Annotated in this window: 17 protein-coding genes; 1 reads left to right on the top strand and 16 read right to left on the bottom strand. The window is 24.8% G+C overall.

Annotated elements, in window-relative coordinates; genetic code table 11:
* Nucleotides 1-215 precede the first annotated feature (215 nt).
* The 14 genes from BR82_RS0103675 to BR82_RS0103600 all read right to left on the bottom strand — a co-directional run bounded on the left by BR82_RS0103675 (nt 216) and on the right by BR82_RS0103600 (nt 11,203).
* A complete protein-coding gene (locus tag BR82_RS0103675) occupies nt 216-1,667 on the bottom strand; it encodes a hypothetical protein (protein ID WP_027089071.1) in 1,452 nt (483 codons plus the stop codon).
* A 56-nt stretch (nt 1,668-1,723) separates the two neighbouring features.
* Complete coding sequence (locus BR82_RS0103670; protein ID WP_027089070.1) at nt 1,724-2,170, bottom strand: hypothetical protein; 447 nt, start codon at nt 2,168-2,170, stop codon at nt 1,724-1,726.
* 216 nt (nt 2,171-2,386) lie between these two features.
* Nucleotides 2,387-3,049, bottom strand: a complete 663-nt coding sequence (locus BR82_RS0103660; protein WP_027089069.1) for a sortase family protein — start codon at nt 3,047-3,049, stop codon at nt 2,387-2,389.
* 15 nt (nt 3,050-3,064) lie between these two features.
* Nucleotides 3,065-3,220 (bottom strand): hypothetical protein, encoded by a 156-nt coding sequence (locus BR82_RS16960; protein ID WP_154659603.1) that lies wholly within the window; start codon nt 3,218-3,220, stop codon nt 3,065-3,067.
* Between the two features lie 11 nt (nt 3,221-3,231).
* Entirely contained in the window at nt 3,232-3,522 is a 291-nt protein-coding gene (locus tag BR82_RS0103650; protein WP_027089068.1) for a hypothetical protein, read from the bottom strand.
* Nucleotides 3,523-3,550: 28 nt separating this feature from the next.
* Nucleotides 3,551-3,883, bottom strand: a complete 333-nt coding sequence (locus BR82_RS0103645) for a hypothetical protein (RefSeq protein ID WP_034864080.1) — start codon at nt 3,881-3,883, stop codon at nt 3,551-3,553.
* 68 nt (nt 3,884-3,951) lie between these two features.
* Nucleotides 3,952-4,632, bottom strand: a complete 681-nt coding sequence (locus BR82_RS0103640) for a hypothetical protein (protein ID WP_027089066.1) — start codon at nt 4,630-4,632, stop codon at nt 3,952-3,954.
* Between the two features lie 12 nt (nt 4,633-4,644).
* Nucleotides 4,645-5,592, bottom strand: coding sequence for a toprim domain-containing protein (locus BR82_RS0103635; protein WP_027089065.1), 948 nt, complete (start codon nt 5,590-5,592; stop codon nt 4,645-4,647).
* On the bottom strand, nt 5,589-6,308 hold the full coding sequence (locus BR82_RS0103630; RefSeq protein WP_027089064.1) for a hypothetical protein: 720 nt from the start codon (nt 6,306-6,308) through the stop codon (nt 5,589-5,591). Before BR82_RS0103630 ends, BR82_RS0103635 begins: the two co-directional genes overlap by 4 nt.
* 55 nt (nt 6,309-6,363) lie before the next feature.
* Complete coding sequence (locus BR82_RS15080) at nt 6,364-7,056, bottom strand: ParB/RepB/Spo0J family partition protein (protein ID WP_051592730.1); 693 nt, start codon at nt 7,054-7,056, stop codon at nt 6,364-6,366.
* A gap of 154 nt (nt 7,057-7,210) precedes the next feature.
* Nucleotides 7,211-7,456 (bottom strand): hypothetical protein, encoded by a 246-nt coding sequence (locus BR82_RS0103620; protein WP_027089063.1) that lies wholly within the window; start codon nt 7,454-7,456, stop codon nt 7,211-7,213.
* Between the two features lie 12 nt (nt 7,457-7,468).
* Nucleotides 7,469-8,341 carry a ParA family protein gene (locus BR82_RS0103615; RefSeq protein ID WP_027089062.1) on the bottom strand — a complete coding sequence of 291 codons (873 nt, stop codon included), beginning with the start codon at nt 8,339-8,341 and terminating at the stop codon, nt 7,469-7,471.
* A gap of 406 nt (nt 8,342-8,747) precedes the next feature.
* Nucleotides 8,748-9,674, bottom strand: a complete 927-nt coding sequence (locus BR82_RS0103610; RefSeq protein WP_027089061.1) for a hypothetical protein — start codon at nt 9,672-9,674, stop codon at nt 8,748-8,750.
* Between the two features lie 674 nt (nt 9,675-10,348).
* Nucleotides 10,349-11,203 carry a hypothetical protein gene (locus BR82_RS0103600; protein ID WP_027089060.1) on the bottom strand — a complete coding sequence of 285 codons (855 nt, stop codon included), beginning with the start codon at nt 11,201-11,203 and terminating at the stop codon, nt 10,349-10,351.
* A 319-nt stretch (nt 11,204-11,522) separates the two neighbouring features.
* On the opposite strand from BR82_RS0103600, the gene BR82_RS0103595 reads away from it, so the two are divergent.
* Nucleotides 11,523-16,676: a WD40 repeat domain-containing protein gene (locus BR82_RS0103595; protein WP_027089059.1), complete on the top strand. Its 5,154-nt coding sequence runs from the start codon at nt 11,523-11,525 to the stop codon at nt 16,674-16,676.
* A gap of 1,002 nt (nt 16,677-17,678) precedes the next feature.
* Here BR82_RS0103595 and BR82_RS0103580 read toward each other — a convergent pair.
* Nucleotides 17,679-18,746, bottom strand: a complete 1,068-nt coding sequence (locus BR82_RS0103580) for a WCX domain-containing protein (protein WP_027089058.1) — start codon at nt 18,744-18,746, stop codon at nt 17,679-17,681.
* 478 nt (nt 18,747-19,224) lie between these two features.
* A complete protein-coding gene (locus BR82_RS0103575; RefSeq protein ID WP_027089057.1) occupies nt 19,225-19,566 on the bottom strand; it encodes a phenylpyruvate tautomerase MIF-related protein in 342 nt (113 codons plus the stop codon).
* Nucleotides 19,567-20,387: the final 821 nt, after the last annotated feature.

Genomic DNA, 20,387 nt, shown 5'->3' with positions numbered 1-20,387 from the left:
GCATATAAAAAGCAATGTTACTTTAGGTAACATTGCTACAAATTGAAACTTTTGAATATTGGTAAAATAATTATTAACCAGTCATATAACTCTAAAAATTAAGGGCGATACAATAGGAGAGGAACATGTATCACCCAACATCCGCCGAAAATTAAAAATTTTCTACTGCTGTTGATTATAGGCGGAATACAGTTTATCGATTAAGTTTGAATACATTACATTTTAATAATATGTGAATTATTTTTATATTCTATCTCATTTCCATGGTTTGACCCCTTAGAATATACGTCCTTTTTCTTTTCTAAATCAGATGTTTTTAAGTTATTATTTTTTTTATTCAATTTATCGATATCTACTTTGATTTCCTTTAATTCATTAAATTTAACAATATATTCATCTTTTCTATTAACCAATTTATCAAGACTGGTTAAAGCAGTAAATTCATCATTGATATAGTCGGTATTCCCTTTATATAATTTAGGCAATACTGTATAATTTTTAAATGGATATTTTAAATTAAATTCTTTATTTTTCATTTTTAACATTATTTGAAAATCACTTTTTAGTAAATCATATTTTTCAGAAATTTCTTCATAAGCATCTTTGTAATCCATGATTTTTAAACTTACTTTAGCTATTTTCCCTTCTCCCTCTAATGTATTATTTTCTATCCATCCAAGCTGTTCTAAATACAGCATATCCTTTCTTTTTTGACCACTTGCAATATCAGTAAAACTATATTTTTTTTCTAACAATTGTTTTACCTCATCATTTAACTCCTTTAAATCATTTTGCAAATTATCTATTTTTTGTTTTATATCTTTAAGTATATTTTCAATGATTTGACTCTTTCCATTAGCAAATATTTCATCTTTTATCTCATAATCATTTTTTTGATATATAATTCCACGTTTATTAAATAAATTAGTTATATCACTTATGCAATTATATATATTTGACTCATAATCCATAATATTAGTTTCATTAATTAACATATCTCTATAAGCATTTTTATTTTCAATAATATATAAGGCTCGTTTGTAATCTTCTATTTGTTTATCTAAAAATTCAGGATATGTGTTATTGAAAAAATACATCTCTTTATCGAAAAAAGGCTTATCATCTTTTAATTTATTTATATTATTAAAAAGAATATGTTCAACTGATTTTAATTCATCATTTCCATATTCTTTTAATTTTCTATGTTCTTGTATTGCTTCATTGATCATTAAATCAAATATATATTTCTCATCTTGTAATATTTCCTTTGGAAAAGTTTTAAGTACATCACTACTAAAATTTTGCTCAATGTTTTCTAAACTGAAATCTATATCAAAAAATTTATTAAGATTAAAGTTTTTTATATTTTCAACAACTACTCTTCCATCAAATATTGTAACACCATTTCTTATATATTCATCTTTTGCAAAATGTGATGATAAACTAACAATTCTATCTTCAGGAGAATTAATAACAGTTATTAAACTTATTCCACAAGAACCCTTAATATACAATCGATAATCATTACGGAATGCTGTTTCAACATATATTAGTTCATCACTAAATATTTTTCCAAAATAATTAATTACTTCTCGATCTGATAAATTTTTATTTTTTATAATTTCGATATATTTTTCTAAATTTTGTCTAATTTTTTCTTGCTCCATTTCAATTCAACCTCCAAACATAATTAATTTGTTACCAATAAAAAATAGCAAAGATATCAAATATCTCTACTATTTAAAAATTTTTCTCTATCATCATATATATCAACAAATGTCAAAAACAAAAGTAAATTTTTTAAAAAAATAACATCTTCAGCATTATCAGTTGCACCATATCGAAATAATTCATCAATATCTTCGCTCAAATCGTGAAGAATTAATAACCAACCTTCGTGGAATGATATAATATTTCTTTCAACAACTTGATATAATTCTTTCTTGCTATTTATCAAGATAGAACTACCACAGCTTCTACCATCAACTATGGTAAATTGGGTAAATAACCGTATTAATTTTTCAAACGAAGATGTAACTATACCTGCAAGATCCGTATCTGATTTAATTTCCTTTAATCTACTTATTGTTTCAGAAAATCCTTTTTCTTTAGAATATCCAATCAATTTTTCTCTTTCTGCCCATGTGTCAGAGATTATAATTTGAATCATATAATTCCTCCAATTTATTATCTAAAATTTATTGTATTATACTATATTTTGGCATATGATCAAAACTGTTAGAACAGTATTGCTATTTTTTACCAGCACAATTATTTTAATGCATTTTCTGTTCAAATAGTTCAAGAAGATAATAACCTGCGACTAAAAACAAATCCGCTACAACCAACAGTATTAAATTTATTATCATTATTTTTACTCCTTTAATTAAATTCTGACAGCTTTTACTAACCAGTTATTTTTTCCATAACATGTATATATATATAAAATCTCCTGATTCACATAATAATCAAGCATATTTATACCTGTATCAATATCATATAATTTATATCCGTCATTGATACATTCATTACTGTATATAATTTTATATTCATATTGATTATTGTTATAATAAACAGTAATAACATCGTTTAGATGTGCACTATATAAATATTTTAGTGATTTTGTGTTATGTCCACCAAGCAAAACAGGTCTAAGTTTATCATCTCCAAAATTACTATTATTTGCTTCAGTCATAATACAGATATCATACTGATTTACTGCTTCCTGCGTAGAACCAATGCTTAGGCAAGCATTAGTGCATACATCAGGAATAGTTATAGTGTTATCTTTTGTTACTTCAACCTTTTGTGGATTAAAATCACATACTTTCGTGGATTTACTGTCATTATCTGTACTATTATCATTTTCATCAATAGAATGATTTTGTTGTAATCTACTATCTTGAATAAATGCTAATAAATTATTTTTCTCTACAGTAACAATATGTGTTGTATGATTACTAATTTTATTTTCTCTTCCATAAGAAATATTTATATTAAATACAAGAATTAGAGTTATCAATAGTATAACTGATTTTAATTTCTTCATATAATTCTCCTCTATTTATTTTTTCATCATGTAATTTCCTTCCGGAAGATTTTTTATAAATACAATTTTATTACCTTCTACCTTTCCAACCTTCTCATTTGTTACAGTATTTATCAGATAATTATCCTTTTTTTCTAGAATAATATTTTTACCTTTTTTAAATAAACTCATCCTAATTCCTCCTACTTGATCACTAATTTACAAACTTTATCTTCATTAAATCTTGTATAAACATTGGTAATCAAATTATGTAATATTAATTCAAGTTCACTTTGTGGATTGCTTATCATTTTCCAGTCAATGAAACCCATATCATTAAATTCAGCTTCAAAATATTCATATATTTCATTTTCATTAATATCTCCGTTAAATTCTTGCAACTCAGCGAAATAATTATAAATTTTTGTCTGAATTCGACCACTATTAATATCTTTTATTAAGTCTTCTTTCCTATTGTAATTAATGCCTAACATATGTTTCTCCTTTCTAAAATAATCTTCTTTAATATTTCAAATAAACATCTTGTTTATAATAATCATCCTTTTCTTTACAATAATGATGTAATATTAATTTTATCCCATACAAGCTGCAAAAATTTATTACTTCAATTAAAGCGACAGTTAAACCTGTTACATATAAATTTAATTCAAGTTCTGTATAATCATATATCCTGTATTTTTTCATCATTTTATCGACGGACTGTTTTACAGCCATCTGCATATAATAAACATTTGTTACATTACGAATTTTTCCGTTAAAAATATGACCATGTAGTTCTACTTTTTTGAATTCATGTCTATCTTTTACTAATTCTACATTTATTTTTGATCTCATCATTATTCTCCTCAGATATAATATTTATAATTTGCGTGTATAATAAAGACATGGCAAATTTGCCATGTCTATTCGTCAGCATTAAAAAATAATTTTTCCTGAAATTCTTCTACCATATTTACTACTGCGTTTTTATCATTTATGTCATTATATGTTATCATAAAAACGGTTGGTGAATATAAGGAACATATTGATGGTACATTATAATTACCTTGAAAAAAAACAGCCTCATAATAAACATTTTGTTTATTAATTTTTGCTTTTCCAGAAGTATGATAAAATTTTTTCTTATTTGATGAATAAACAATTTTATTAGAGTTTTCATTAAAACCTTCCTCATAATCTACTTTCAAATACTTTTTAAAAATATTTGAAAGATAATACGGTATTTCATTTCCATTTAATTCTTTAAGATAATCATAATAATTTTCATCATATATATTTGCTCCTGCACAATCTTTCAAATCTATATTCTTTAAAAGATAGATTTTATTTGATTTATTTTCATAAATTATGCAATCATCTTCTTTATTTGAGACGATTTTATTCCACGATTTATTTGGTATTGGCCAATAAAAATCAAATCCAGTCAATGACGTTTGAAATTCATTTGTAAATATAAATACTGCATCCGATTTATTTTCTATTGATACATCTTTATGATTTGTTTTTATTTCAGCATTTTTTGTTGTACAAGCTGTACTTATTATTAAAAGCAATGCTAAAAGAAACATTTTTTTCTTATTCATTTTTACCTCCTTTTATTTTTTTAATGTGTTCTTTTTTAAAAAAGAATTTTTTAACTCTTCGTTCCAGTCTTTACAATTTTCAGGTAAATGATTGCATACCCAAATAGATTTATTATATTCTTTTATTTCTTTTTTAATTATTTCACAAGCTTTTATTCCTGCCTGATCATTATCTAAAGCTAAAATTACAGTATCAATATTTTTATTTTTTGATAAGTGATGAATTATAGCTTTATACTTACTTACACTATTTAATGCTAAAAAAGAATTTTCACTAAAATTCCCAATAAAGCCATCGTAATGCAATGTCATAAGTGACATTGCATCTATCATACTCTCTGTTACTACTAGATTATCAGTGCTTCCTTTGATAAATAGGCAGTGATTATAATCACTGCCTGGAATATCACCTACAAATCTGTAATGATCTTGAGATGATCTTTTACTTGCAAAAACAGGTTTTCCATCATCACTATAAGAGACAAATACACAATTATGAAATTTACTTTTCTCCTGATATATATATTTGTTCTTAATCATTTTTTCAACAACTTCTAATCTGATACAACGTTTTTCGGTTAAATATTTAATAACCTTATCATTATTAGTATCTTGATCAGGAATTATTAATTCTATTTTTGATTTAGTAACAGGTATTTCAATTTTTTTTGCAGGTGCTATTTTTAATTCCTTCTCTAACCACCTTATACAAAAATCTAAGCTTTTAAATCGTGGATCTCTACCAAATTTCATTAAGAATGCTACACAATCGCCACCATAGGAACAACTGTACTGATAAAATGTATTCTTCCTAGTATTTATCATTAGACTATCATGTTCTTTTAAGTTATAGTATTTACCACTACCTCCAACAGGCAATACTGTATAACCACACTGTTCAGCTAACTGTAGCAGTGGATAATTACGCGTGTTTTTTCTTCGTGTATCTTTTCCATTCATAATTTTCCTCCATACTTATTTATTTTTGATAGAGCCAATTTTTGTGAATTTTTTTTATTGTACAAATATTCTTTTTTTGCAATTTGATAATTACTAATAGAATCATTTAGTATTGAAGATGCTATTGGTAAAGAAATTATAACAATTAGATCCTTTAGAACCTTTTCATGATAATCATAATTATATTTATTATAAAATTCTTCTATTAAATCATTTTTAGAAATATTTAAATACTCTGCAAAAACCATATCAAATTTTTTTGTTTTATCATTTTCCAAATCATACTCTGCACATTTATAAGCCATTATGTTTATCTCTTCTGATGTAATATAATCTTTTGGATTAGAAAAATTTTTATATGAACTTTCCATGAAAAAATTAATGTCATCAGTTATCCCATATAATAAATAGCTTTCATAACTTAAATACTCACTATATAATTCTATTATAGTTTGCATAATATCATTATTAGACTTACCAAATAACACGAGATCATATCCTTGATAATATAATGTTTCAAATAAGATTGACGTTCTGATGTGTACTTTATTAATATTTAATACGAGATATACCTCATTATCATTTTTATAATGAAAAGTAAAACCATCTTTTAGTATTCCTTTATAATTATTTAAATAATACTTTTGTACACCATACAAGCTTTTAAATCTTTTATTGTTTATACTGTACTCATACATTTTTATGTATAAAAACATGGCAAGTTTACCATGCTACTTCCCCTTTCATTTAATTATTTAATTTACGGATAAATTAATCTATTAATCCTAATTTTTCGAGAATTGTATTTAGATGATCTATATCAACACAATTAATAGTTATCTTATTATTTTCTGTAATTGTACATTTAGTATCAAAATAATCTTCTAATTTTTTTCTAATTGCTTGATACTGTAATGGTAATTCCTTCTTATTGCTTTTCCCAGTTTTTCCTTCAAGCTGTGCAATATAGTTCTGAACTGTTCTTTCGCTTATTCCTAATTTATTAGCTATCCACTGTCTTTTAAGACCTTTTGGCTTAATCTCTAAGTTATCATAAATAACCAGTAAACTTTTTGTGTCTTGAAGGATGTGTTCTTTACTTGGACGTTGAGCGTTACTTTGAATAATTGCCATTTTTATAGTATCAGAATCTATATTTTCTGGAAAATTATATAAAAGGCACATTACTTCAGGCTCAAATTCATTATTAGCAATAAGTTTTTTTAAAGCAATATAGCGTCGCTCTCCACCAATAAGTTTATATTTTCCATAATAGTTATATACCTCAAGTGGTTTCATTAAGCCATCGTCTTTTAATGACTTCATTAATTCTTCAATGTTATTAATTGGTGCATCATTGAGTTCGTTTGGGATAATATCATCAATATCAATCAAGACAAACTTTGGACGTTTGTAAATTCTGTTTTCATTAGGATTATCCCCCATCAAGTCAACTAGTGCCATGTTATGTTACCTCCTTTGAATAAAGTAGCTATAGTTATAATTGAATAGACATTATAGGTACTATAATGTTTTTTATAAGGTTAATATCTATTCGTTAATTGAATAGACATTAAAGCTTCTTTAATGTTTTTTTTATTATCTAATAATAAAAATGTCATAAATAATGACATTTTTTACTATCTATTTGTATATGTTTAATACAGACTAAATTGTATTTTTCAGCAATAAGACCATGGTCGCTAAACATAATACATATGTTACCGTTCTGAAATGCTATATAACAGCTATACTTAATGTTATTGATTGTATAAGTATTTTTAATTCCATTATCCATTGCTCTATTGATACTTTTAATCGTTTCAATATCTTTTTTACCAGCGATATAAATAAAAGCCTTCATCTATATAACTCCTTAGTTATTTATAAGTTCACTTATAAGATTTCGATAATCGTTACCTATTTTTGAAGAATCGTAAATTAATACTTTAGATGTCATTGTAGAACGAGATGCAACTGCATCTTGAAATCCAATAGTAGTATCTATCACATTTTCTTTAAAAAACTCCCTCATCTTTTTAATATAATTTAAATAATCTGGACGATTTCCTCTTGGAATCATGTTCATCAAAATCTTGATTTTAAACTCACATTCATAATCATCTTCAATATTGAACAATTCCTCCATAGTATCAATAAATCCGCCCAATTCAAATCCTCCTGGTTTGATCGGTATAATGACCTCATTTGAACAGAAAAGACCATTAACAGTAATATTATTAAAAGTAGGAGCATGATCAATAATTACATAATTATACTCATTTCTTACTTCTCTTAAAGCACGCTTTAAAATAGCATGTCTTTGCCCCGTGCTTGCAGCAAGTAATTTATCTGTTTTAATCAGTTGGGTTTCTAAAGAGGGGATAATTGAAAGCCCATCATAGTCAGTTTTAAAGATACATTTTCTTATAACTTCTTTACCATTTAAAAGAAGAGTATTTATGTCCGCCCTCTCTCCAAGATTTTTACGCAATGTCTTTTTTATAACTGAAACCGATTCTCTAATATCTGTATTTTTAGAAACTTGCAAACTATTAAATTCTTTTAAAGATATAGATTTATACTCTGGCATAAAATATTTAGTTGCGTTTCCTTGTGCGTCCATATCTATTAAAAGTACTTTTTCTCCTTTAGCAGCTAAAGATTTTGCAAATCCACATGCAATATTGACTGCTGCAGTTGTTTTACCAACACCTCCCTTTTCGTTAATAACTGAAATAATTCTCATAATAAAATCCTCCTCTCATAACTTAAAATACTTTTCAGTAGATAATTAATGCGAATTGTATAAAAACGCATTAATTGCCCACCGAGGGCTGAATTGATTAACGATGTGTAGCTACATCTCACCTGATTTACCATCTATTTAAAGAGCGGGTAAAGATCAGATATCCATTCTTATGGTCTATTCACTCCTATTTTTGCAAATAGCAAAGCGAGAGTATCATTATCCTACAAAAGATCATGGCTTATTCTTGCTAAGAATAATTGACATAAATAATATAATCGCTCGCTTGCGAAACAAGGTCGTGGCGCTATTTTGTCACAGCTCATTTTTGCAGTAAAAGTATTAATCAATCCTATTAAATTGTTAAAGATCTCGAATATATAAACATGCATTATTTGCAAATTTATTAATCTAAAACTTCATTTATCCACCATTCTTTAACAAAAGATAGAACTTTATGACCTTCAATCTTATCAACATGAATCATGCGATTCACTGCTATATAAAAGTCTTCTAATTTCTCATCTAACCAGTCTTCTGCCCTCATCATTACTGCTGACTCTTGGTAGTTAAATAAATAGCGATTTATTCCTTCAATAAAGCTATTGCGCTTTATCTTAAGTTTTTTTACTAATTTGCTATCATCAGAATTTACTGTTATCTTTGAAATTCTTTTATAGCTGTCTTTCCCTCCTTCAAATTCAGTAGTTGTTAAAAGTAATTTTTCTTTCAGCCTATTACTGAATTTTCTAAAACTACTATATGTAAATACGCGTTCGGCCTTTGCTTTTACATCTAAAAGTTTTCTTATCGGTTTCCCATCTTTATCTAGCTTTACATCACCTTTTTTGTGCAGTAAGATAGATTGCGGATCATTAGGCTTAGATCTTTTTTTCGTTTTTGGATTCCACCAATAATCAAAAGTCCATTTTTGCGTCCGATAATGCTTTTTCTTATATACATACCTAGGAAAAAGCATCACCATACAATATCGCGCATCATGTCTTGTTGCCTTTTTATATACATAAAGTAAGTTTTTAAAGCGTTTATCTAGATTAACAATGTACTTATGAATAAACTGATCATATTGATCATCTGAAATACATTTAGGTATTAATATTTCTAAGGAATGCGCGAAAATATTTTCATACTTACGTTTACCTTCTTTTTGCTTATAGCCATACAAATTGGCTTTTTTATACTCAACTAGTTTCGTGATTTCATCACGAAAATTTTCAATCTTTGAATAAATAATTCCTTTATTAAGAAACTCCCATACTGACTCAGCAGTAGGAAAAATATCATATTTAACATAATCCCCGTTTGTAATCATGATTAATAAACCCTCCAAGAATTAATTAATTAAAAAAAGTAAAAGGTGTCATCTTACTGACACCCTTTACTTTTTTACTTATGAAATTAATTTTTTGGTTCGATCCCCATCGTCCGCCCCATTTTTTAACAAATTTCATAGTCATTTTTTGTTAACTGACATACATAACAAAGTTTCTTCAATCTATAGAAACTTTTTTATTTTCTACTGCATTTTCTAACTGAACTGCTAGTTCTTTTTGTGCTTATGGAGGACACATAATTTTTTAATGCTTGTGGATAATCTTTAGATATGATAATTGTGTAATTACTTTTTAATTTTTTAAATAAATCTTTTTTTTATTCATCATTAACTTGTTCTTTATTTTTTACAGCATTATATATTCCATCAAAATCACTGTTGTATTTCAATAAAAAATAAAGTAATATTTCTTCCATAATTCAACTCTTTTTGTATTAATTTATTGTGATATTATTACTAATATTGTAGTTTTTAACCACCTAGTTTGAATACTATCATTACTAAGACTCTTAATTTTAAAATTAGTTGTTTTTTCAGATTTACTGTAATACATTTCTAAAATTTCTTCTTTAAGCGGTAAATAATATAGTGTATTTACCGCTTACAATATATCAATAGTTTTAATAAAATTTTATATTTTAATTATAAAGTTATTATTTAATTACTACAGGTTTTGTATAACCATACTCCATTTCTTGTAAATCCTCATTTTTTTTGATGTATAAAGTTTGTAGATATCTTCCATCTTGTGTACAAATCTCCAATTCTATACCAATTTCTATATAATTTAAAATATATGGATTAACGGGTATGCTATCAAGATCTGTGCCATATACCAATGTTTCATATAACTCTCTTGAAATTTTACAAATGGAATCAATAAAATTATTTGTAATTTCATCAAATCCTAAATATAAACTATCATTCGTTCTCAAAATTTTATTAAGACTTTTTGATAATCCACTTAAATGACGATGATTCCCATTAACATATGTGATATCGGCTCCTCTAACTAATAGCGAGGTAATGGTGTTACCGATATTTTTTACTTTCACAATAACCATCGATTGATCCAAAACTATATGTTTTTCTCGATCATTTTGGCTCCCACTTGGATTTAAGAGATTAAATACTATTCCTAAATGGTTATTAAAATTATGAAAATATACATTAGAAACCCTATTCAAAGATTCAGATAGTTTATTCCTATCTAATTCATTTATTGGTACATTGCCATTAATTGTTAAGTCATCCAAATAAGGAATATCATGATAAAATCGCCTATGATAATAGCCATTGATTAACGTTACGCCATTTTTTCTTTTGTTTTGACAAGGTGTAGACTGAACACGTTCTATCATTAAGCAAGGCATTTCTTTTTTCTCTGTAATTTTGTAATTTTTATATCCAATATAGACATTTATAATGACAGAACATATATTTATAAGACTAAGTATACCATTAATTGCAAACTGATTTTCATAAAACATTTTTTGTAAATCAATCATATGATTATCCTCCTTTTTTCACATTATTATTATGCAACTCCAATATTTGCTATTAATTTAACATGATACGATCCCTCCCTTTTACATTACCATTATACCATTATTGTGTTATCAAATATTAAAAGTACAATCTAAAAAAACTCATGAATAAAAATATAATTACCATATATGAAAAAATTCGATTTATTCATATAAGTTTTTTTCAAATCAATTACATTTTTTTTCCAATAACAAAAACTTTTTCTTTACAATATTATCTTATTGTTATTTTTTCTGATATAGTAAAATTAGATTAAAATTAAAAGAGGAGATATTTAAAATGGATAGAAATGATTATATTACAATAAATGATTTACGTACGATAATAAATTCAATTATGCAGGAAAATATCAATACATCTTTTAATATAAAAATTTTTGATTATGAAACTAATATAAAAAAAATTATGCTTATTATAAGAAAAGAACTAACTAAATTATTTTGTGATTTGAATATTAAAGATGATAATAGTTTTAAAAAGATTAAAAACAATTATGAGAAGGCCTACATCTATTTTGATAAATCGATTGATATTAATTACAAAATTGGGTCTATTACATTATTTACCAATAAAGGTAACTGTTTTGAAATTTACAGAACGTATAAGTTAAAAAATCCAAATCCAAATTGGATAAGTATTGGTGCATCTGAATACGGAAAATTATTATTTTATGAATTGTGTTTAGATTCCCAAAATTTTAGTGATCGTAATGAATTTTATAATAAAGGATTTACATCAAGTCAAGATAGAAAATATTTAAGTACGTATAATTATACTTCATATTATTCAGATATAACGAAAAGATGGAAACTTCTATTTAATCTTAATGTTTCTCTAGGTAATAATAACCTATTTAATATTATCGAAGATAAAATGATTGATGATGCTAGATATACTTCAATACGTCAACAATTAGACGAATATAAAAAAATTTTTGAATATATACAAAATAGATTTATGGAAAAAGTCAAGGACTATTTACTGAATAGCTTAGATAGTTATCCATTTTATAAAACTAATAATTTAAATATTATTACAGAATTGCTCAATGAAAATAATTTTGATAAATTTTTATATGATTTAATAAAATATGCAAGAGATTTAGTAGAATTATATAATCGAAAAAATAATAATTTAGAAATTTATTCTTTTAAATTTTATAAATTTCATCCACAAGAAGAAAAATATTTTGATGCAATAAAAAAAGCTGTAAATATAATGTATTGTTTAGATAATAAAATATTAAATGAGCATCAAAATTGGAAACCTTTTAAAATTGAATATATAAAGATATATCAATTTATTGATATTGCTAAAACATATATTGAAGATGAAAATGATAATCAACAGTTTTCAGATTATTTAAAAAATAATTTTAATAATTTTTTTTCAAATAATCATAAAATATCTGTAATAATGCTAATATTAAAAGAAGTATTTACATATGATATTGATAAAAAGGCAATTAAAAAATTGAATTTATCTACAGAACAAGCAGATGAGTTTTGTGGTGGATTATATAAAGTATATAATAAAGATTATTTGAATTTTTCTGATGATGAAAAATATACAATCTATTTAATTGAAATATTTAATAAAATGAAAGAAATAATTCAAATAAATGAAAATACAAATATATTGCATACTAAAACAAAATTAATACTTAACATTTTGAATAAAATTAACCCAGAAAAGTTAACAATTAATTATCAAAGCAATGATTTATTTTGCTTAATTAGTAAAATCAAGCAAAATATAAACAGCTACAACTCAATTAATAATATATTGAAAAGTTATTTTGATAATCCTCAAATATTTGGTATTGCACATACACTAAATAATTTAACAAAAGTAAATTATAAAAAAAATTTTGAAATAGATACAAACATTATGCCATATCTGTCGTTAGATCATTTTGACACATTATTTTATTATAGAAATAAAACTATTTCATCAGATAAATTAATGGATACTTTAAATGGGCGCTCTTGCCTTGTATTTGGAGAAGGTGGAATAGGAAAAAAAGTAACATTAAGATATATTATGGAAAATTATATTAATCAAAACAATGATTTTGAGACTTTCTTTTTTATTGAATTAGCCAATTTTTCAAATTACCTAAAAGAAAAAGATGTTAATGATAATGGTTTAATGGTTTATATTTTTGACTATTATTTAAAAAATGAAGATATTACATATGATTTATTTGAAAAATTATGGAAAGATGAATTTTCTATGCATTTTACACTTTTATTAGATGGATTTAATGAGATTGCAGAATCTAAAAGAAATATAGCTGAAAAATGTATTTCTTATGTAAAACGTTTCGAGAATGTACAAATTATCATAAGTGATCGCTATTATGATGGCATTCATATTGATGAGTTAAGCCATATTGAGCTAAAAGCTTTAACCATTCCACAGGTTTATCAATATTTAAAAACAAAAAAAATTAATGTATCAAATGAAAGAATTGAATTGTTTAAAATTCTAACAATTCCTCTATTTCTAACTATTTACATTGAACTAAAAACAAAAAATAAAAAAGAGAATTTATCTCAAATATCAACTAAAGGAGAATTATTAGATATATTCTTTTACCCCAAATACTCCAAAAAAAATGAGTTTTACAATCAATATAAACGGTATAAATCTATTAAATTTTATGAAGACATTTCCCTATTGTTCAAATATGTCGTACCCTATATTGCTTATCAAATGGTATTTATTTTAGATAAAATCGAGATTAGTCATCTACAACTTAAATCTATTATTAACAACTATTTTGAATTATATAATAAGCAAGAAATATACATTAACGATATTGATGATGTGCATTTAATGGATGAGTTTTATAATTCTTATTTCAATAAAGAAGCACAATTAATCTATACGTTAAGAAATAATCTCAGGATTTTAATTGGTAGAAAAGATCAAGAAAATATTATGGTATATAAATTTTTTCATCAACATATAAGAGATTTTTTTGCCTCACAATATATTATTAATGATTTAAAATATAATAATAATGGTAAAAATTTATTAATTAACAATCAACTTAATTCTATAATTTTAACTTATATTGGAGAAATACTTCACGAATACAATACTAATTCTTATACTATTGGTACATTCTTAAAACATAAAGTTTTGGATAAATGCACTTTTTACACTAAAGAAAATGATTATATACTTTCAAATTTATTAGAAATATGGAAAAATGCTAAAAATAATAATATTATTGGGCAATTTTATGACCTTGATTTCTCAAATTGTCAACTATCAGGTATAAATTTTCATACAGATAATGATAATTCTGATTTTTATAGTTGTACTTTTAAAGAAGATTCCTTTTTGTCAGATTTTGATGGAACTGTTTTAAATGGTGCAGTTTATCATCCCAAAATAAATGATCGAATCGTTATCGCATCATGCAATGGAACAGTACAAGAATGGAATATTAAAACAGAAAAAATAGAGTATATTTATTTTGGTACAGATAATGAAGTTGAAAATGCACTTTACAGAAATGATGGAAAAAAAATACTAGCATGTTTTGGGCGTGATGTTCTTGAATTTGATGTAGGACTCCCAAAAAATGGTTATCGAAAATTTGGTGGTAATAATGGAATTATTACACGAGCAATATATAACTACAATAATACTGTTATTTTAACTTCATCTTTGGATGGAATAATACGAGAATACGATTATAATACAGGATCACTATTATGTGAATATCATAATAATGATGTAGAAATTGCAAATAATGCAATTTATAACAAAACTGAAGAGTACATTCTTGCTTCATATGGCAATGGTGATGTTGTAGAATTTTTAAAAAATAATAATCCAGAAATACACATTGTAGATGAACCATATTATATTTATAAGTATCATAAAAATAATGGTGTTGCATATTGTACTTATAGTCCAGATGAATCACGAATTGCTTCTGGTGGAACAGATTATCTTGTTAAAGAATATACTGTTCATCGAATGGAAAATGATAATATGAATATTATAGAATATGTAGGACATAAAGATGTAATTACTGGACTATGCTATCATAAAAAATCACAACAGTTATTTTCATGTAGTGCAGATGGTACAATAAGAGGGTGGAAATTAACAGACTTTAATCAAAAAAAAATTATTGTTAAAGATGCAATAATCTATGATCATCATACTAAAGCAATTGAAGACATAGATATAGATATTACAAAAAATACTGTTATTTCTAGTTCGTGGGATAGAACTGTCAAAGAATATACTATAGATAACAAAGATAACTTTCATGAAATAAAAGTAATTGATGAATTATACCATTCTCTTTACAGTTATGATGGTAAATATGTATTAATATATTCACTATCATCACCAAAAATAAAAGTGTTCAATATAAATAATGGAAAAGAAATAAAAGAATTTAGTAATCATTTTTCCAACTTTGGTATTAAAAAAGTTGTTTCAATAAAAAATGAATATTGTTTTATTGTATTAACATTAGATAATCTATTGTTCAAGTATAATTTTGATTTGGTTAATGAATTATCTTTAAAAAATAAGATATTTGATTTTGTTGAACAATTCAAATATAACCCAGATAATGGCATTCTAAATATATTAAGTAATAATTACATTTACAATTATTATTGTAAAAATAATGAATTATATAATATAAATTCACATAAAATCAATTATTCAATAATTGATTTTATGACCATTGATAATCAATTTATAATTATTGATAGAGAAGGCAATATATTTTTAGAGAAAAAAAATGAATCTTATTTATTAAATAGTTTTTCCATAAATAAAACAAAAAAAATATCATTTTATGAATATAGGGATAAAAAATATATCGTTTATAGAGATGAACATAGTATAGAAATACACCAATTTGAAAATGATATGCTTATTTTAAAATATAAAAAACAATTTGAAAATGATTGTTTAAAGGGAATTAATTTTCAAAATGACAGTATTATTTTATGGACAGTCAGTGGAAATATAGTTATTATAAAAGAATTTTATGACGAACAATTTATTAAATCTAATCTCAATTTAAAATGTGTTCTTTATAGAAAAATATTAAATGAACTTATCTACTTGTGTGATGATAACAGCATCAATATAGCTAGCATTGAAAACAAACATGATTTAAATTTACAAAAATGCGTATTAAATAAGAATATGCAAATTAATATTCATTCAATAATTTTTAATAAAAATGAAAAAAACGTTCTGAGTAATTCAAGCGATAATCAAATTATAGAATATAGCATAGATCAGATGAAATTTAATATATTTGAAAATATTGAGTATTCGTTAAATGTAAAAAATTGTCAATTCATAAATTGCAATCTTGAAACAAAAAGATTAGAATACATGCTAAGTTATTATGGTGCATTATTAAAACGCAAATATTAAAAAGAAATACAAATTTATTATTGTACTTCGATTGTTAACAAATTATATCAAAATTTCGCATTAATAAAAGTTTTCTTTAAATTTTGATATAATGAGTGTGAAACTAAGATGTGCTTTGCATGGTGAATATCATATATTCGCTCATGCTATACAAAAGATGTATTAGTTTGACTCTACTCAATTTAAGATAGAATCATGGTAGCATGCCAGACTTGGTGGCAGGGTACATGCAGATGCAATAATGGATAGAATTATTCATAATTCTATAACTATAAATGCAGGTGATATTAACATACAAGAAGTTGAATCAAAGATGAATAAAGAATAAAAAAAGGGTAACCAAATAATTTAGGGGACAACTTTAGGGGTTTTGAGAAAACTCTGTTAAAAGTTAGGGGCCACTTTAGGAGACAAACTAAATATTTCAAGAAATTTCATAAAAAAGAGAACAATTGCCGTATGCAAGGTTCTTACTCAATAATGGGTAATTAAAAATAAGAGATTTCAAAAACCACTATATTTTATCAGTAGCATAAAAAATCCCTTTTTTTACATTTACCCTAAAGTAAGAAAAAAACCAAAAAATGTATATCTTCCTTTCTTTATTCATACATAGACTATTTTATTATGAAATCACAACTAAATATATTTCTCTCAATTAGCATATTCTAATAATCCTTTTAAAAGTCCAAAGATAATATTTATATAAGTAGGTGTAAATACATGATTCCTTCTTGATCTATACAGTCTATTTACCAGCTCTTTCTGATATTTTCTACTTTTAAAAAATTATTTTTTCTATTTCCTTTCTACCAACTACCAAAAAATAGATTTAATATGTGGGTTATACTTATATTTAATAATATCTATTGGTATAGTCTGATATATTACTACATCTTCCAAATGTTTTCCAAACAATTCATTCAAATTCATTATACTCTCCCCTTCTTATTAATAAGTTATACAAACAAAAAATAAACAGTTCCCATAAAGAGAACTGCTTTAACTACGATACATCATATTCATTTTACGAATCTCTTCTTTAATCTTATCCCTTAATTCTAACGGTTTAAAAACTTCAATATAGTTAGCTAATTGTAAAAACCAGCCTACAAGACTTTCATCATAAATAGCATTTTCAATCGAAATATCTACAAATTGATGAAATTGATTAACTATAAAAGCACTATCTTTAAAACGATCGTGCAACATTTCAAAAACTTTATTACTATTAACTGCGTACACTCTAATTTGTAAATTTATTAAAACATCATTTGCAATATGTAGAGGATCATTAAACTGCCAAATTTTATCCTTAAATGACGCAACTTTATTTTGGACATATTTAGGCGTTCTTACCACCCTCAATTCAGCCAAACGATCAATACGATAATATTCTAATTCTAAATTCTCACCACTATTAATATGATACCCCACTAGATAAAGTTGATTATCAATAATATCAATATTAGTTGGAAACATCAAAACAGCTTTATTAGCCATTACTTCTTTTAACTCATTTTCATTTACAACATAATCTAGTCGTTTAAATAATACGCAATTAAAATTATTTATAGCACTAATTATTTTCTCCAAATATGTAAGAGTATTATTTTGAAAATCCTCTTCATTTAAATTATCTAATAAACGATATTGATTGATCTTATGTAATGATGTATCCGACAATACCTTCTCAATTAATTTAGAATTATTTTTTTTATCTAAACATAAACACTTCCGTAATAACCTTGTTAATACGATTAATTCAATATCATTATAAAATGTCTTTTCAACAAACGCTCCTCTTTTTTGCTTTGTGGTATACTCAATTTTACCACTTTTAGCAGCATTAAAAGGTGCCAATAATTTATCTTGATGATTATTAATGATATCGTTAAATGATTTTATCGATTCAATATCAGCCTTAATAGTATTACTTGATATGCTAGTTCCTAATTCACCTATTCTTAAAATCAGCTCATCTCTAGAAAGAGCATGATTTTCATCTGTTAATCTTTTTAAAAGATACTCTGTTAACAAAATTCTTGTACCATTGCTAATATCTCCCATACATTTTCCTCCAGTACTTTAATTCTACTTTATCTCTTCAAATATGTAAAATATCAACCGGTTATATACATTAATTTTTTGGTACATTTAAAAAAATAATAAATAAAAATTCAAAATTTTAGACTTTCTTATTGAAAATAATTATTTTTCTAATTAATTTATTACTTTTCAATCTTATATATAAAATGATGCAGATCAAATATTCATCAGTCTTTTTTCATTACAAATAGTTCTTTTCCCCTTTTTTGACCAACTATTTTTTTATACATCTAACTAATATTTTACAATTACTGTACATTAAGTTACATTATTAAAAATAAAATCAGTTTCTCTTATTTAGAATAAAAAAGAGATTTTCTATCCGCTAATAAATACACAGTCTTTAATCTCTTTTTTAGTTATTGATTATTAAACAAGATTTACAACTAGCTACTATCTTTTCAAAACTTAATTTACCATTAAAATCCAGCAGTATTAATCAAAAAAGTGTTCCCTGCTTTCCCCAATTTTGATATTCATCAAATGAAACATATATATCTTTAGGATCAATATTAGTTGTATCTTTGATCATTTTTATTAGTTCTTCAGTAAACTTCTTTTTAGCTTCAAAATCAATTGATCTATATAATTTTATAGCTATCATCATACATGGAATATCTTCACCTCTAAAATACATAATTTGGTTATCTTCTAAATGAAGCATTAAATTTTCCTCTTTTTTTCCAGGTAAAATCGTAATTAATTCACCTGTCTTTTTAGCAATATCATTTTCTTGTCTAAGAGTTAGTTTATGATTTGTTGTAAATGAAATAAATGGCATATTTATTTTCTAGTATATTATAAATAATCTCTGTATTAATTATCTATAAATATACCTCTCCTTTCTATCAACCGTTTAAACCGTGGCTGATTACGGTAAAAGATATAAAGAATTGAAGTATATGAAATAAACCCATATTTATGATTTTAATTATTTTACTTTAACCAGTAACTTAAATAAAAGCTAATGCCTCTAAAATAATATACTTATTTAAATAAGTATATTAGAACACTCATCTTTATTATTAAAATCATTATGTATCCTATTAAAATACTGCTTATACTAATTTCTAATACTAGACAAACATCTTAAAATCAAAAAAGATAACTACCTAAATTTTCAAAGTTTTCACATACTTCCAGCTAATTTAATTTTTTAAATCTTTCATAAAAATCATTTAAATTTTAATTATTAGCTCTTTATATAATTTTGCTATACAATTATTTTAACATGTTTTTAATCTATTGTTAATAAGCATTCAGCTTTGAACAGCAACGACGAGTAAATTTTTTAATTTAAGCAGTTTTAATGATAAATATCTTAAGTGTTTATGACTGCTATATTTTTTTCTGTTTTTTTGGGCAAAAAGACCCTGTGAATTTTTTACTGTTTTTTTTTACTTTTCAAGGTCCTCATGGTACAATATCTATAGAGATATTCTACTTAGATGTAAAGGTTGCGCTATTTCCCTTACATCACTTGCACTTAGGGCTTGTGTCCTAAGTGCTTCTTTTATTCTTAGCGCCATTTTATGTATCGTTTCAAATATCCCCTTGTTCCTTTCATGCTGCTCCATTAACTGCATGATCATATGTGTCATC

Source organism: Thomasclavelia saccharogumia DSM 17460 (assembly GCF_000686665.1).
In the GTDB taxonomy this organism is placed as follows: Bacteria; Bacillota_I; Bacilli_A; order Erysipelotrichales; family Coprobacillaceae; genus Thomasclavelia; species Thomasclavelia saccharogumia.
This window is presented reverse-complemented; position numbering and strand designations above follow the sequence as displayed.

Coding starts and splice junctions, on each gene's coding strand:
- BR82_RS0103675 (WP_027089071.1), bottom strand. CDS start 1,667: ATGGAGCAAGAAAAAATTAGACAAAATTTAGAAAAATATATCGAAATT.
- BR82_RS0103630 (WP_027089064.1), bottom strand. CDS start 6,308: ATGTTTTTATACATAAAAATGTATGAGTACAGTATAAACAATAAAAGA.
- BR82_RS0103600 (WP_027089060.1), bottom strand. CDS start 11,203: ATGATTGATTTACAAAAAATGTTTTATGAAAATCAGTTTGCAATTAAT.
- BR82_RS0103650 (WP_027089068.1), bottom strand. CDS start 3,522: ATGTTAGGCATTAATTACAATAGGAAAGAAGACTTAATAAAAGATATT.
- BR82_RS0103660 (WP_027089069.1), bottom strand. CDS start 3,049: ATGAAGAAATTAAAATCAGTTATACTATTGATAACTCTAATTCTTGTA.
- BR82_RS0103615 (WP_027089062.1), bottom strand. CDS start 8,341: ATGAGAATTATTTCAGTTATTAACGAAAAGGGAGGTGTTGGTAAAACA.
- BR82_RS0103645 (WP_034864080.1), bottom strand. CDS start 3,883: ATGAGATCAAAAATAAATGTAGAATTAGTAAAAGATAGACATGAATTC.
- BR82_RS0103610 (WP_027089061.1), bottom strand. CDS start 9,674: ATGATTACAAACGGGGATTATGTTAAATATGATATTTTTCCTACTGCT.
- BR82_RS0103635 (WP_027089065.1), bottom strand. CDS start 5,592: ATGAATGGAAAAGATACACGAAGAAAAAACACGCGTAATTATCCACTG.
- BR82_RS16960 (WP_154659603.1), bottom strand. CDS start 3,220: ATGAGTTTATTTAAAAAAGGTAAAAATATTATTCTAGAAAAAAAGGAT.
- BR82_RS0103580 (WP_027089058.1), bottom strand. CDS start 18,746: ATGGGAGATATTAGCAATGGTACAAGAATTTTGTTAACAGAGTATCTT.
- BR82_RS0103640 (WP_027089066.1), bottom strand. CDS start 4,632: ATGAATAAGAAAAAAATGTTTCTTTTAGCATTGCTTTTAATAATAAGT.
- BR82_RS0103670 (WP_027089070.1), bottom strand. CDS start 2,170: ATGATTCAAATTATAATCTCTGACACATGGGCAGAAAGAGAAAAATTG.
- BR82_RS0103620 (WP_027089063.1), bottom strand. CDS start 7,456: ATGAAGGCTTTTATTTATATCGCTGGTAAAAAAGATATTGAAACGATT.
- BR82_RS0103575 (WP_027089057.1), bottom strand. CDS start 19,566: ATGCCATTTATTTCATTTACAACAAATCATAAACTAACTCTTAGACAA.
- BR82_RS15080 (WP_051592730.1), bottom strand. CDS start 7,056: ATGGCACTAGTTGACTTGATGGGGGATAATCCTAATGAAAACAGAATT.
- BR82_RS0103595 (WP_027089059.1), top strand. CDS start 11,523: ATGGATAGAAATGATTATATTACAATAAATGATTTACGTACGATAATA.